This window comes from Microvirga lotononidis (assembly GCF_034627025.1).
Classification (GTDB): domain Bacteria; phylum Pseudomonadota; class Alphaproteobacteria; order Rhizobiales; family Beijerinckiaceae; genus Microvirga; species Microvirga lotononidis.
On record NZ_CP141048.1, the window covers coordinates 3412548 to 3427316 of the forward strand.

Below are 14769 nucleotides of genomic sequence, written 5' to 3' on the forward strand. Positions count from 1 at the left end.
GTCCGATCCTTTGTGTTGATCATGCCATTGTGTCGCGGTGCCAAGCTTGGCGCAGGCTGATATCGGGCTTTCACATCTCCCGATATCTCCCTGCGAAAGGTATGGTCGTGAAGCTTGCGGCCTATGGATTGTGTCTGATCCTTCTCGCGATGCCTTCCGCAGTTCGATCGAGTGAAAACCTCGTCGACAAGCGCGAGGCCTGCCGCGTCGAGGCGAGAAGCCGTATCGTGCCCAAGGGCAAGATCAAGGTCGACGATTACCGCCGCATCGTCCAACGCCGCGCGGCCTATGTCACGCAATGCATCGGCCGAACCATGGTGGCCCGCAGCAACGCGCCACCTCCGCCGCGAAGGGTGCTCGATGACGCGACGGCGGATGCCGGAGAGCCTGTCGTCGCATCGCGCCTCCCCAAGCCACGTCACGCGGCGGAGCGGGCGAAGCCATCCAGGATGAAAGCGGCCTCGGCGAGAGCGGGCAAGGCCGCGAAGCCGAGGGGCGCCAAGGCCAGGTCGCCGGCTCGCCGCGGGAAATGGGGCCGCTAAAGCCTCGAACTCAGTGGGAACTGGTCCTTGCGTGGAATGAAGCGGCACAACAAAACCTTAGAGCATCGGCACCCGAAACCTTACCAACAATTCATCTTCGGGTGAGCGTACCGTAAGGCTTGAACCCCCATCTTGCTCTCATGACGAACCAACAAGAGTTCTTCGAGGAGAGACAAGACATGTTGGACAAGGTTTCCACTCCCGCCCGCAAGCGCACCACGAAGTGGCTCGGCGCAGTGGCCGTAGCCGCGATCATTGCGGGCGGCGCCGTCGAAAGCGGTTTGATTGCTCCCAATCCGGCCCATGCCGAGCTGCGCTCCATGTCGCAGCCGATGCAGGGCATGCCGTCCTTCGCCGACATGATCGACCGGGTGAAGCCTGCCGTCGTGGCCGTGAAGGTCAAGGTGCAGAACGTGGCCGCCCAGGACGACGAGGACGGTCAGCAGTTCTCGATGCCCGACTTCCCGCCGGGCAGCCCGATGGAGCGCTTCTTCCGCCAGTTCCGCGATCAGCAGATGCCCGGCCGGGGCGAGCGTGGCGACCGCCAGCAGCGTCCGCGCCAGTTCGGCCAGGCCCTCGGCTCCGGCTTCTTCATCTCGGCCGACGGCTATGTGGTGACCAACAATCACGTGGTGGAGAACGGCTCCGAGGTCACCGTGACCATGGACGACGGCAAGGAGCTGAACGCCAAGGTGATCGGCACCGATCCAAAGACGGACCTCGCATTGCTGAAGGTCGATGGCAACGACTTCCCGTATGTGCGCCTTGCTCCGCAGAAGGCCCGCATCGGCGATTGGGTCCTGGCCGTCGGCAATCCGTTCGGCCTCGGCGGCACCGTGACGGCCGGCATCGTCTCGGCCCAGCACCGCGACATCGGCTCCGGCCCCTACGACGACTTCATCCAGATCGACGCGCCCGTGAACAAGGGCAACTCGGGAGGTCCGACCTTCAACCTGTCGGGCGAGGTCGTGGGCGTGAACACGGCGATCTACTCGCCGTCCGGCGGCAGCGTGGGTATCGCCTTCGCCATCCCGGCGAGCACCGTCGAGCAGGTCGTCGCCTCGCTCAAGGACAAGGGCTCCGTGACCCGCGGCTTCATCGGCGTGCAGATGCAGCCGGTGACCAAGGAGATCGCGGAGGCCATCGGCCTCAAGGAGCCCAAGGGCGCCCTCGTGGCCGAGGCCCTGAAGGACAGTCCGGCCGCCAAAGCGGGCGTCAAGACCGGCGATACCATCATCGCGGTCGATGGCGAGCCGATCAAGGAGGCCAAGGACCTGTCCCGGAAGATCGCGAACGTGGCCCCGGGCAAGACCGTGTCGCTCACGCTCTGGCATCAGGGCCAGGAGCGGACCGTGACCCTCGAGGTCGGGAGCCAGCCGAAGGCCTGATCCACATCAAGAGTAAAAGGCACCGGGCTTTGTAGTTGATCGCCCCCCGCACCTGGTGTCTTCTGCCCACGGCAGGTTGGCCTCTTCCCCTCCAAGGCCAGCCTGCCGTTGGGCATTTTATTGCGTTACGAGGAGGCACATGCGGATTCTCATCATCGAGGACGACAAAGAGGCGGCCTCCTACCTCGTGAAGGCGTTTCGCGAAGCGGGCCATGTGGCGGACCATGCCGCCGACGGGCTCGACGGCTATGCCCTGGCGGAGGAGGGGGATTACGACGTTCTCGTGGTCGACCGCATGCTGCCCAAGCTCGATGGCCTCTCCCTGATCCGCTCCCTCCGCGAGCAGCGGGTGGAGACGCCGGTCCTCATCCTGTCCGCCCTGGGGCAGGTCGACGATCGCGTGAAGGGCCTGCGCGCCGGCGGGGACGATTATCTTCCCAAACCTTATGCTTTTTCCGAACTGCTGGCCCGCGTGGAAGTGCTCTCGCGCCGCCGGGCATCGACTCCCAACACGGAACCGACACTCTATCGTATCGCCGATCTCGAACTCGACCGCCTGTCCCACCGCGTGACGCGCTCGGGCCAGGAGATCGTGCTGCAGCCGCGCGAGTTCCGGCTGCTCGAATACCTGATGAAGAACGCCAACCAGGTGGTCACCCGCACCATGCTGCTGGAGCATGTGTGGGATTATCATTTCGACCCGCAGACGAACGTGATCGACGTTCACGTGTCGCGGCTGCGCGCCAAGATCGACAAGGGCTTCGACAAGCCGCTGATCCATACCATCCGGGGCGCGGGCTACATGGTGCGCGTCGGTCAGGAGGGCGACGAGGAATGAGCGTGCTGCGATGAACGCTTCCATGACTGCCCTCGGCAAGCTCGTCCGGACGACCGCGTTCAAGCTGTCCTTCGCCTATCTGTTCATCTTCACCATCTTCGCCTTCGTGGGCCTCGGCTACGTGGCCTGGAACGCCCAGCGTCTGCTCACCAATCAGTTCATCTCCACCATCGAGAGCGAGATCAACAGCCTCTCCGACCAGTACAGGTTCGGCGGCCTGCGCCGTCTCGTGAACATCGTCGAGCGGCGCTCGCGCGCGCCGGGCGCCATGCTCTATCTCGTCACCACGGAGGCCGGCGAGCGGGTCGCCGGCAACGTGGGCGCCCTGCCGCCTGGCGTCATCGGTCGCACGGGGCAGTTCGAGACGCTCTACAACCGCACGGACGAGACCGAGGCGCGGCCCGACATGGCCATCGTGCGGGTCTATCTTCTCCCTGGCGGGTTCAGGCTTCTCGTGGGACGGGACATCGAGGAGCGCAGACGTCTTCAGGAAGTCATCTACCGGGCCTTCGGGTACTCGCTGCTCTTCATCGTCGTGCTCGGCTGCGTCGGCGGCTGGTTCATCACGAGACGCGTCCTGAAACGCGTCGACGACATGACGGAGATCACGCGCCACATCATGGCGGGCGACCTGGGGGGGAGGCTGAAGATCGCCGGAACCGGCGACGAGCTCGACCGTCTCGCCCAGAACCTCAACGACATGCTGGATCGCATGGGCGAATTGATGCGCGGCATGCAGGAGGTCTCGGACAATATTGCCCACGACCTCAAGACGCCCCTCACGCGCCTGCGCAACAAGGCTGACGAAGCCCTGCGCACGGCAAGCACGCCTGACGAGCTGAAATCGGCCCTCGAAGCGACCATCGAGGAAAGCGACAACCTCATCCGCATCTTCAACGCGCTGCTCATGATCGCGCGCCTGGAGGCCGGCAATGCCCGCGACGGGCTGGCGGATTTCGACGCTGCCGAGGCGGTTCGGGATGTGGCGGAACTTTACGATGCGCTCGCCGAAGAGGCGGGCGTTTCGCTCGAGGTTTCCGTGGAGGACGACCTGCCGATCCACGGCAGCCGCGAGCTTTTGGGGCAGGCCATGGCCAACCTTCTCGACAACGCGCTGAAATACGGCGCCTCGACCGGCGCCCCCCAGGGGATCAGCGTATCGGCCCATCGCAACGGCGGTGAGGTGCGGATCGTCGTGGCGGATCGCGGCCCGGGCATCCCGGAGGCGGAGCGGGGTCGTGTTCTCGAACGGTTCGTCCGCTTGGAGACGGCGCGCTCGCGCCCCGGTTTCGGCCTCGGCCTCAGCTTGGCGGCCGCCGTTGCCAGACTCCATGGCGGAACCCTGCTGCTCGAGGACAACGAACCAGGATTGCGGGTCATTCTCGCATTGCCCCTGAAGGCCGTCGAACTCCCGCAGGCTCCGCTGCAATCAGCCGCCTGACCCGTCGAGCCGGGTCGTGCCGGCACTTTTCTGTTGCCTCCGGCTCTCCGGCGTGAACACTCAGGCCAATCGCAGAACCCGATGGATTGGCCGTGCAGGATCAGACGAATTCACTTCTCAGCCGCTTGACGAAGGCCCCTTTGGTCGCGGACACCAAGCGCGCGAAGGCGCAACTGGCGGATTTCGTCAAACGCATCCGGGAAGAGCCTGCGGCCGAAGGGTTGTCGAGCCATCTCGAAAGCGGAATCCTTCGCGATTTGCTCCTGGCTCTGTCGGATCATTCCCCCTTTCTGTGGCAGCTCATCGTCAACGATCCGGCCCGGACGGCAAGGCTCGCCTTCGAGCCACCGGAGGGATCGCATCGCGCCATTACCGATAGCCAGTCCAACCTTTTTCGGCACGTACGATCCGGGGCGATGACGCGGGCCGATGCGGTGCGCGCTTTCCGGCAGAACCGCAATGCCCACGCGCTTCTCGTGGCCCTTGCCGATATCGGCGGCGTCTGGAGCACGGAAGAGGTCACGCAGGCTCTCTCCGACTTTGCCGATGCCTCGGTGGCCGGAGGCGTGAATCTGGTGCTGACGGAGACGGCTGATCTCGGCCGCATCAAGCTCGGGAACCCAGACGCTCCAGGGGAGGGGGCCGGCTTCACGGTGCTGGCGCTCGGCAAGCATGGTGCGGGCGAACTCAATTATTCCAGCGACATCGACCTCGTCATCTTCTTCGATCCCGAGGCGAATGTGCTGAAGGACAATTCCGAGGCGGCGACGATCTATACGAGGATTGCCCAGCAGCTCGCCAAGCTCCTGCAGGAGCGCACCGCCGATGGATACGTGCATCGCGTCGATTACCGCTTGCGTCCCGATCCGGGCTCGACCCCGACGGCCATGTCGCTGTCGTCGGCTTATGTCTATTACGAGACGGTCGGGCAGAACTGGGAGCGCGCGGCCTTCATCAAGGCCCGGCCCGTGGCAGGCGATCTCGCACTCGGCGAAACCTTCCTGAAAGAGCTTCGCCCCTTCATCTGGCGCAAGTATTTCGATTTCGCCTCCATCGCTGACGTGCATGCCATGAAGCGCCAGATCCATGCGGTGCGAGGACATGACGAGATCGCGGTCGCAGGGCATGACATCAAGCTCGGGCGCGGCGGAATCCGCGAGATCGAGTTCTTCGTGCAGACGCAGCAGCTCGTCTTCGGCGGCCGCCGTCCGAATCTGCGGGGCCGCCGCACCCTCGACATGCTCAGGGCCCTGCACGACGAGGGCTGGATCACCGCCAAGGCGCGCGATGAACTTTCCGATGCCTACCGTTTCCTGCGCACCATCGAACACCGGCTCCAGATGCTGGCGGACGAGCAGACACAGCGCCTGCCGTCGGACGAGGAGCAGCTGAAGCGTTTCGCGAAGTTCTGCGGCTATTCCACCTTGAAGGCTTTCGCCAAGGCTCTCACGGACCAGGCGAAGATCGTGCAGGGCCATTACGCGCTGCTCTTCGAGGAGGGGCCGGAACTCGCCTCCGATATCGGCAGCCTCGTCTTCACGGGGACGAGCGACGATCCGGAGACCCTCTCCACTCTTCAACGCCTTGGCTTTCGCGAGCCCGAGCGTGTGGCGGAAACGGTGCGCGGCTGGCATTTCGGCCGTCGTCCCGCGATCCAGAGCGCGCGCGCGCGCGAGGTGCTGACCGAACTCACGCCGGCCTTGCTCTCCGCGCTCGGCGGCACCGCCGATCCGGACGGAGCTCTCGCGGCCCTCGACAGGGCCTTCGGCCGCATGCCGGCGGCCGTCGAACTTCTCACCATCCTGCAATCGCACGACCGCCTGCGGCTCCTCTTCGCGGATCTTCTCGGCACGGCGCCGCGCCTCGCCGACACGGTCGCGCAATCGCCGCACGTGCTCGACGCATTGATCGATCCTGCCTTCGGGGCGCCCACGACCGACGATGACGTTATCGAAAGCCAGGTAAGGCAGCTCATCGGTCCGGTGCGGGATTACGAGGATTTCCTGGATCGCATCCGCGATGCCGCGCGGCAGATGCGTTTCGTGACCGGCGCAAGGCTTCTCTCCGGAGTCCTGTCTCCCGCCCAAGCGGGCGAGGCCTATGCGGCGATTGCGAGCGCGGTCATCCGTGCCTCTTTCGACGAGGTCCGTCGGGCCTTCGAGAGCGAGCACGGCACGGTGCCGGGCGCAAGGGTCGCGATCCTGGGCCTTGGACGGCTGGGCAGTCGCGAACTCACCGCAGGCTCCGACCTCGACCTCGTGGTGATCTACGATTTCGACGAGAACTCACGCGAAAGCACCGGTCCTCGCAGCCTCGACGCGGTCGTCTACCACACGCGTCTGACGCAGCGGCTCGTTTCCGCCCTCACGGTGCCGACGCGGCGCGGTCTGCTCTACGAGGTGGATCTGCGGTTGCGTCCGCAGGGCGGAAAAGGACCCGTCGCCTCTCAGTTCAAGGGCTTCGTGAATTACCAGAGAACCGAAGCCGATCTCTGGGAGCACATGGCGCTCACCCGCGCTCGCGTGCTGGCCGGGGACGATGTCTTCGGTGCCGAAGTCTCCGATGCCGTGCGAAATATTCTCACGATCGAACGCGATCCGAAGAAAGTGTTCAAGGATGTGCGCGCCATGCGCGAACTGATCGCGCAGGAGAAGGGTGACAGCGATCCGTGGGACCTGAAGCTCGCCCGTGGCGGCCTCACCGATCTCGACTTCATCGCGCAGGCTCTGGTGCTGGCCCATGGTGGTGCGCATCCGGCGCTGATCGGACAGGGAGCCGAGGGAGCCTTCGCCAAAGCGCAGGCCGAAGGCTTGCTGGATAACGGGGCCGCGCGTTCGCTCATCGATGCGCACAAGCTCCTCAACGACATTTTTCAATGGCAGCGGCTGACGATCGAAGGCCGCTTCGATGCGGAGACGGCGCCACGGCCGATCCTGAAGCGGCTATCGACGGTGGCGGGTTTGCCGAACGAAACCGTTCTGCTGTCGCATCTGTCCGACACGTACCGGCAGGTGACGGAGATCTACAAGGCAGTTCTGAAATAAGCTTCCATCTCTGCCGTCGCGCAGGGTTTTCAGCCTCAAAAGAAATGGCGCCGGGGCAGATGCCCTGGGCGCCACGTTGTCGGCCGGATCCGTGCAGGAACTTACGCCGCCGCATCGGCCAGCGCGATGTCCGCATTGGTGGCTTCGGTGAGCGGCAGGTGCACGAGCACGATGGTGCCGACACCTTCCTGGCTTCTGATGCGCAAGCTGCCGCCATGGAGCTCGGCGAGAGAGCGGGCGATGGCGAGGCCGAGGCCCGATCCCTTGTAACTCTTCGAGAATTCTGTCTCGACCTGTTCGAACGGCTGGCCGAGCTTGTGGAGCGCGTGATCGGGAATGCCGATGCCGTTGTCTTCCACGTAGATGTTGACCGCGTTGCCGGCCTGGCGGGTTCGCACCGTGATGCAGCCTCCGTCGCTCGTGAACTTGGTGGCGTTCTGGAGCAGGTTGACGAGGATCTGGTGCAGCGCGCGTTCGTCGGCCGGAACGATGATGTCGTCGGGGTTCACGTCGACCGTGACGGAGAGGTTCTTGGCCTTCGTCTGCTCGCCGACGAGCTTGAGCGCGCGTTGGATCGATGCATGAACTTCGATGGGCTGCTTGGTGAGCGACGTACGGCCCGCCTCGATGCGCGACATATCGAGAATGTCGTTGATCACCGACAGAAGATACTCGCCGCTCGAGCGGATATCGGAGCAGTACTCCTCGTACTTCTCGGAACCGAGCGAGCCGAAGATGCCGCTCTGCATCACTTCCGCGAAGCCGATAATGGCATTGAGCGGCGTGCGCAGCTCGTGGCTCATGTTGGCGAGGAATTCGGATTTTGCCCGATTCGCGCTTTCGGCCTGCGCCTTCTGGTCGAGATAGCGCTCTGCGAGATCCGCGAGCTGATGGGTCTGCGCTTCGAGCTTCTGGCGCGACTGCTTGAGGTCGAGAACGGTCGCAATGAGCTCCTTCTCGGACTCGACCAGACGGTGCTCGTGGCGCTTGAGCGCAGTGATGTCCGTGCCGACCGACACGTAGCCGCCGTCCTTGGTGCGCCGCTCGTTGATCTGGAGCCAGCGTCCGTCCTGCAGGCGGGCCTCGAAGGTGCGCGCACCCACATCCTGCTGCTCGCGCCGCAGGAACTGATGCTGCACTTCCGGCGGGCGGCCGAGGGCCATCACGTCGGCGTAGGACTTGCCCTGGAGCTGCGCATCCGCCGGCAGCTCGTGCAGCTTTTGGAATTTCGAGTTGCAGAGCACGAGGTTGTTGTTGGCATCCCAGAGGACGAAGGCTTCCGAGATCGCCTCGATGGCATCGTGCAGGCGGGCATCGGCCTTGGCGGTCTTCTCTTCCAGGCCGCGCTGCTCGGTCACGTCGACGGCAATGCCGACGAGGTGGCTCGCAGCATCGTCCGGATCGTTCATCAGCTCGGCGCGGGCGCGCAGCCATACCCAGTCGCCCGAAATGCTGCGGATGCGGAACTCGTAGTCCACGAGCGAGGTGCTGGCGGAGGCAAGCTGCTCGGCCAGCGTGAAGAGGTCCTGATCCTCGGGATGGATCATGGTGTTCACTTCGCCGAAGGACAGGAACTCGTCCTGGCGCTCGTAGCCGAGAAGTTCGTACATCGAGTCGGACCAGTAGATGCGGCCCCGGCCGATATCCCAGTCCCACAATCCGCAACGTCCGCGGTTGAGCGCGGAATCGATCCTGTCGCGCACCTTCTCGCACACTTCGTCGGCGGCGCGGGCGCGGTTGGCCTGCATCACATAAGCCACGCCGATGCCGAGCAGGACCATGATCGTGGCACCGAGCAGCGAGACGTGACCGATGGTGCGCGTCCACCAGCCGGAGAGAATGTGCGGCATCGGCTGCACGAGTGCGATCTGACCGGAAGAGGCGTGAAGCGCACGGACCGTCGCCATACCCTCGGTGCCGCCGGGAAGCTTGATCGTCATCACGCCCGCGCGGTCGGCGAACAGCATCAGGGGCTGCGCTTCGCCCAGAATGTCCGTCAGCTTCGTCGGCGCTTCCTCCATGGGCGGGAAGACCGCGAGAATAACGCCTGCCTGATCGACGAGCATGAGCGAGCGGTTCTGCGTCAGGGCGCTCGGCGGCATGTCCTTCGCCAGCCGCTCGAGCTGAGCCGCAGCCTGCGCGCGGTCAGACGGTGCACGCGCGGTGCCGAGCTTCGCGGCTGAGAGCGAAGCGATGATGTCGATGTCGTTGATGGCGTCGAAGATCGTGTCTTTGCGGCCGTCGCGGATCTGGATCCACGCGCTGCCGGCGAGTGTGACAAGGAAGAGGACCAGGAGAGCCGGGACCGCGAGCCTCAGCAGAGGTTCATATTGCTCGAGCCGCCGATAGGCCGGATTCGCATCCGATCGCGTTACTCCTAGAATCGTACCCGCGCGTGCGGGTACGCATGCGGTCACCGCCCCCGCCATGCGATGCTTCCTCCGGAACCATTTACGTCCTGTTTCGGAGGACGTGCCGCATCTCTCCGAATCACTAACAATAGAATCTTGAGCGGGTGATTTGTCTAGTTAGTAGAACCCGAAGGTTAATAAAAATTTTCCCATCTCGCATTCCCCTGGGGAAATCTTGGACAACGCGATAACCTACTGAAACTAATGGGTTATCTGCCCTGGTTCTCCTCAAGGGAGCGACTCACGATATCGCCTACGTCGCGGGAAAGATTGGGCTTTTGGGCGATGGAGCGAAGGGCCTCTTCTGCGTGTGAACGGCGCGTGCTTTCCATCATCCGCCATGTGCTGAAGGCGGTCAGGAGACGGGCCGCGAGCTGCGGGTTCAGTTCGTCCGTGCGCAGGACCACGGAAGCCAGGAAGCGATAGCCGGCTCCATCCTCGCGGTTGAACTGAACCTGGTTCAACATGGCGAAGCTTCCGATGAGAGCGCGCACGCGGTTCGGGTTGGCGATCGAGAAGGCCGGATGCTGCATCAAACCCTTGACCCGCTCCAAGGTGCCATCCTCCGGAATAGCGGCCTGCAGCGTGAACCACTTGTCGAGCACGAGCGGCTCGTTGCGATAGCGCTCGCCGAAACGGGCAAGGGCTTCCTCGCGCACCGCTCCCGGCAGGGTGGTCAGGACGCTCAAGGAAGCGAGGCGGTCCGTCATATTGCTCGCGGATTCGAGCTGCCGCACGGCGAGGGATTCGCCTTCGCTCGGATCGGCGGCGGCAAGGAGGTCGAGGGACGCGTTGCGCAAGGAGCGTCGTCCGGCGCTTGTCGCGTCGGGGCTGTAGCGTCCCGTGTCGGCCAGTGATTCATGGAAGCGCCGCAGATGGTTGGCGCAACTCAGGCCGATGCGCCGCCTCATCTCCGTCCGGGCCCGGTGAATGGCGTCCGGATTGACGTTCTGGCCGATCTCCTGCGCGATATCCGCCTCGCTCGGAAGTGTGATCACGAGTGCCGCGAAGGCCGGGTCCTTTTGGGCATCGCTCTCCATGAAGGAGGCGAGGGCGGCCGAGAAGGCATCGATCTGCGCGTGCGACACCTCCGCGCCGGTCGAGCGGGCGGCAAGCAGGCGCATGGCGACGGTCTGTGCGGCCTGCCAGCGGTTGAAGGCATCCGTATCGTGCCGGAGGAGAACCAGCAGCTCCTCGTCGGGCAGGCCGAGCGAAACCTTCACCGGAGCGGAGAACCCTCGGAAGAGAGATGGAACGGGCAGGGACGTCACGCCCATGAACGTGATGCCGTCTTCAGGTTTGTCGAACAGGAAGACGCCACGGGCGTCGACCCGGTCACAGGTCGCGTTCAAGGGCGACCCGTCATGCGTGACCAGTCCAAGCGCGACCGGGATCGCCATCGCGTCCTTCTTCGGCTGGCCGGGGGTCGGAGGAGTGCTCTGCGCGAAATCGAGCCGGTAGGTCTGCGCGCCGGAATCGTACTGCCCCTTTACCTTGACCCGCGGCGTACCGGATTGTTCGTACCAGCGGGCGAAATGGGACAGGTCCCGCCTGGTCACATCCGCGAAGGCGTTCAGGAAATCCTCGACGGTGGCGGCCGTGCCGTCGCAGCGCTCGAAATAGACATCCATGCCGCGCCGGAAATCCTCGTCGCCGATGATCGTCTTGAGCATGCGGACGATCTCGGCGCCCTTCTCGTAGACGGTGGCGGTGTAGAAGTTGTTGATCTCACGGTACTGGCTCGGGCGTACCGGATGGGCGAGGGGCCCCGAATCCTCCAGGAACTGCCGCGCCCGCAGGGTTTTCACCTCGGCGATGCGGTGAACGGGGCGGGACCGTTCGTCCGACGAGAATTCCTGGTCGCGGAAAACCGTCAGGCCTTCCTTCAGGCAGAGCTGGAACCAGTCGCGGCAGGTCACGCGGTTGCCGGTCCAGTTGTGGAAGTACTCGTGTGCGATGATCGCTTCGATATGGGCGTAGTCCATATCCGTGGCGGTCTCGGGAGAAGCCAGAACGTACTTGTCGTTGAAGATGTTGAGGCCCTTGTTCTCCATCGCGCCCATGTTGAAGTCGGACACGGCGACGATGTTGAACACGTCGAGGTCATATTCCCGGCCGAAGACCCGCTCATCCCAGCGCATGGAACGTTCGAGGGCGTCGAGAGCGTAGTCGGCGCGGTCCTCCTTGCCGGGCTCCACGTAGATCGCCAGCTCCACCGCGCGTCCGCTCAGGGTCGTGAAGCTTTTGGAAAGACGGCCCAGGCGGCCGCCCACGAGGGCGAAGAGATAGGACGGCTTCGGGTGCGGGTCGTGCCAGACGGCATAATGTCTGTCGGAGCCCTGCACGGTTCCGCTTTCAACCGGATTGCCGTTGCCCAGGAGAACGGGAGCGTCGTCGCGCTCGGCTTCGATGCGGGTCGTGTAGACGCTGAGAACGTCGGGCCGATCGAGGAAGTAGGTGATGCGCCGGAAGCCTTCCGCCTCGCATTGCGTGCAATAATTGCCGCTGGACCGGTAGAGGCCCATGAGCTTGGTGTTGGCGGTCGGGTTGATCTCCGTCTCGATGGTGAGCGTGAACGGCTGCCGGGGAGCCTGCGCAATGGTGAGCGATTGGGGCGAGGCTTCGAACTCCTCGGCCGCCAAGGTCCGGCCGTTCAGAGCCACGGTTCTCAGGTTCAGCTCATCGCCGTCGAGGACAAGCGGGGCATCCGTGCGCCCCTCCGGATTAGGCCTCATGGCGAGGGTGGCGATGACCCGGGTTTCCGTGGGATGAAGTTTGACGTCGAGCTCGACGTTGTCGATCAGGAAGTCGCTGGGTCGGTAATCCTCAAGGCGAATAATCGGTGTGGTGTCGATGCGCATCAGATACTCGTCTGAAACTGAGTTACGTCGAAAGCTAGGGCCTTGGGGAGGGACCTCCACTCTGCTTGGAGCAGCATTTGTTAAAAGTCACCTGATCTTGAGCAAATCCAAGGCTTTTTCGGCGCAAGAAAAAGGTACCCCTTGATCTCCTCGGCAAATACGCCATCACCTATCCCCCGACCCATAGGGAAACTGATCATGGAATATCTGCACACGATGGTTCGCGTCTCGAACCTCGACGAATCCCTCGATTTCTTCTGCAACAAGTTCGGGCTGGTCGAGGTTCGCCGGACGGAGAACGAGAAGGGGCGGTACACGCTCGTTTTCCTGGCGGCTCCCGACGATGTGGAGAAGTCCAAGGAAACGAAGGCCCCCCTGCTTGAGCTCACCTACAACTGGGACGAGAACGAGTATACCGGAGGTCGTAATTTCGGCCATCTCGCGTATCGGGTCGACGATATCTACGAGACCTGCCGCAAGCTGATGGATGCAGGCGTCACCATCAACCGCCCGCCTCGCGACGGCAACATGGCCTTCATCAAGACCCCGGACAACATCTCGATCGAATTGCTGCAGCGCGGCGAACCGAAGCCTATCCAGGAGCCCTGGGCGTCCATGCCGAACACCGGCACCTGGTAAGCTTGGGCTGAGACCCGATGGCCTGCCGTCCTCGTTGAGGAGCCCCTTGGCGAAAAGGCCTTGCTCCGCCATTCTACCCGGCTCACCATAACAAGGCCGGGTGCAACCGGCGGAGGATTATTGTGGTACGAGACACAATCCGCTTCTGGCGGAACGGACAGGCCGTCGAGGTTTCTGGCTTTCACCCGCGCACCACGCTTCTGGACTACTTGAGGCTTCAGGAGCGTCGCGTCGGCACCAAGGAGGGTTGCGCGGAAGGCGATTGCGGTGCCTGCACCGTGGCATTGGGCCGAGTCAGAGGTGGGCGCGTGCATTACGAGCCCATCAATGCCTGCATCCTGCTGCTCGGCCAGATCGACGGCGCGGAACTCGTCACGGTCGAGGACCTGACGGAAGACGGGGATCTGCACCCGGTTCAAGCCGCCATGGTGGCACATCACGGATCGCAATGCGGCTTCTGCACGCCCGGCATCGTGATGAGCCTCTTCACCCTCTATCACGCGAGCGAGCGGCCCCTGAGCCGCGAGAGCGTCAACGATGCGCTGGCGGGCAATCTCTGCCGCTGCACGGGCTACCGTCCCATCGTGGACGCGGCGCTTCAGGTCTGCACCCAGCAGAGCGGCGATTCTTTTTCCGCGAACAGCGAGCGCACCGCGCAAGGCCTTATGAGTCTGGCCGATGAACGCGACGTCTTCATCGGCACCGAGGACCGTTTCTTTGCCGCGCCGGCAAGCGAAGCTTCGCTCGCCGCGTTGTACGCGCGACACCCCGATGCGACCTTGGTCGCCGGCTGCACCGATGTCGGCCTCTGGATCACCAAGGCCATGATGGAGATCGAGAAGGTCATCTGGCTCGGCCGCGTGGCGGGCCTCGACCTGATCGAGGATTCCTCGGAGAGACTCGCGATCGGTGCGACGGTGACGCACGCCGAAATCCATCCGTCCCTTGATCGGATCGATCCCGATCTCGGCGAGATCATGCGGCGCTTCGGATCGTTGCAGGTGCGTGCGTCCGGAACGGTGGGCGGCAGCATCGCCAACGGCTCGCCCATCGGCGACCTCGCGCCGGCCCTGATCGCGCTCGGCGCGGAGTTGGAGCTGCGGCAGGGCGACGGCACCCGCACCCTGCCTCTCGACGATTTCTTCATCGCCTATCGCAGGCAGGACCGGAAATCGGGCGAGTTCGTGCGCCTGGTGACGGTGCCGAAGCTGAGGGCCCATGAGGTTTTCCGCGCCTACAAGATTTCCAAACGCTTCGACGAAGACATTTCGGCGGCGCTCGGTGCCTTCAAGTTCACGCTCGACGGACGGCGGATCGTGGAGGCCCGCATCGCCTTCGGCGGCATGGCGGGAACGCCCAAGCGGGCGACAGAGACGGAGCGGGCGCTGATCGGCCTGTCCCTCGACGAGCCGTCGTCCTGGGGCGAAGCCATGGCGGCGATGGCGCGCGACTACCAGCCCCTCGACGATCACCGGGCGTCGTCCGCCTACCGCTCGACGGTTGCGCGCAACCTCGTGTTCAAGGCCTTGAGCGAAACCGCATCGGGCGAAACGCGGGCCACGCGGATCATCGGCCGGCGCGACACGCTTCAGGCGGCGGAGTAGA

General features: G+C 64.0%; 9 protein-coding genes. 7 read left to right on the forward strand and 2 right to left on the reverse strand.

The annotated features are described in order from the left end of the window. Positions 1-101 precede the first annotated feature (101 nt). The 5 genes from U0023_RS16170 to U0023_RS16190 all read left to right on the forward strand — a co-directional run bounded on the left by U0023_RS16170 (position 102) and on the right by U0023_RS16190 (position 7253). Positions 102-542, forward strand: a complete 441-nt coding sequence (locus tag U0023_RS16170; protein WP_009493920.1) for a hypothetical protein — start codon at positions 102-104, stop codon at positions 540-542. 179 nt (positions 543-721) lie between these two features. Further along, entirely contained in the window at positions 722-1930 is a 1209-nt protein-coding gene (locus U0023_RS16175; protein ID WP_009493919.1) for a S1C family serine protease, read from the forward strand. Between the two features lie 139 nt (positions 1931-2069). Then, on the forward strand, positions 2070-2768 hold the full coding sequence (locus U0023_RS16180; RefSeq protein WP_009493918.1) for a winged helix-turn-helix domain-containing protein: 699 nt from the start codon (positions 2070-2072) through the stop codon (positions 2766-2768). 10 nt (positions 2769-2778) lie between these two features. Continuing rightward, the gene (locus U0023_RS16185; RefSeq protein ID WP_009493917.1) at positions 2779-4209 is read left to right on the forward strand and encodes a HAMP domain-containing sensor histidine kinase; all 1431 of its coding nucleotides are present in this window, start codon (positions 2779-2781) and stop codon (positions 4207-4209) included. A 92-nt stretch (positions 4210-4301) separates the two neighbouring features. Further along, complete coding sequence (locus U0023_RS16190) at positions 4302-7253, forward strand: bifunctional [glutamine synthetase] adenylyltransferase/[glutamine synthetase]-adenylyl-L-tyrosine phosphorylase (protein WP_009493916.1); 2952 nt, start codon at positions 4302-4304, stop codon at positions 7251-7253. 101 nt (positions 7254-7354) lie between these two features. Here the strand turns inward: U0023_RS16190 and U0023_RS16195 are convergent, their stop codons facing one another. Together U0023_RS16195 and pepN are read right to left on the reverse strand one after the other, a co-directional pair. Next, entirely contained in the window at positions 7355-9682 is a 2328-nt protein-coding gene (locus tag U0023_RS16195; RefSeq protein ID WP_009493915.1) for a PAS domain-containing sensor histidine kinase, read from the reverse strand. Between the two features lie 191 nt (positions 9683-9873). Further along, on the reverse strand, positions 9874-12525 hold the full coding sequence (gene pepN / locus U0023_RS16200; RefSeq protein ID WP_009493914.1) for an aminopeptidase N: 2652 nt from the start codon (positions 12523-12525) through the stop codon (positions 9874-9876). A gap of 198 nt (positions 12526-12723) precedes the next feature. Between pepN and U0023_RS16205 the strand changes: the two genes are divergently transcribed. Next, positions 12724-13164: a VOC family protein gene (locus U0023_RS16205; RefSeq protein ID WP_009493913.1), complete on the forward strand. Its 441-nt coding sequence runs from the start codon at positions 12724-12726 to the stop codon at positions 13162-13164. 122 nt (positions 13165-13286) lie between these two features. Further along, entirely contained in the window at positions 13287-14768 is a 1482-nt protein-coding gene (gene xdhA / locus U0023_RS16210; RefSeq protein WP_009493912.1) for a xanthine dehydrogenase small subunit, read from the forward strand. Position 14769 lies beyond the last annotated feature (1 nt).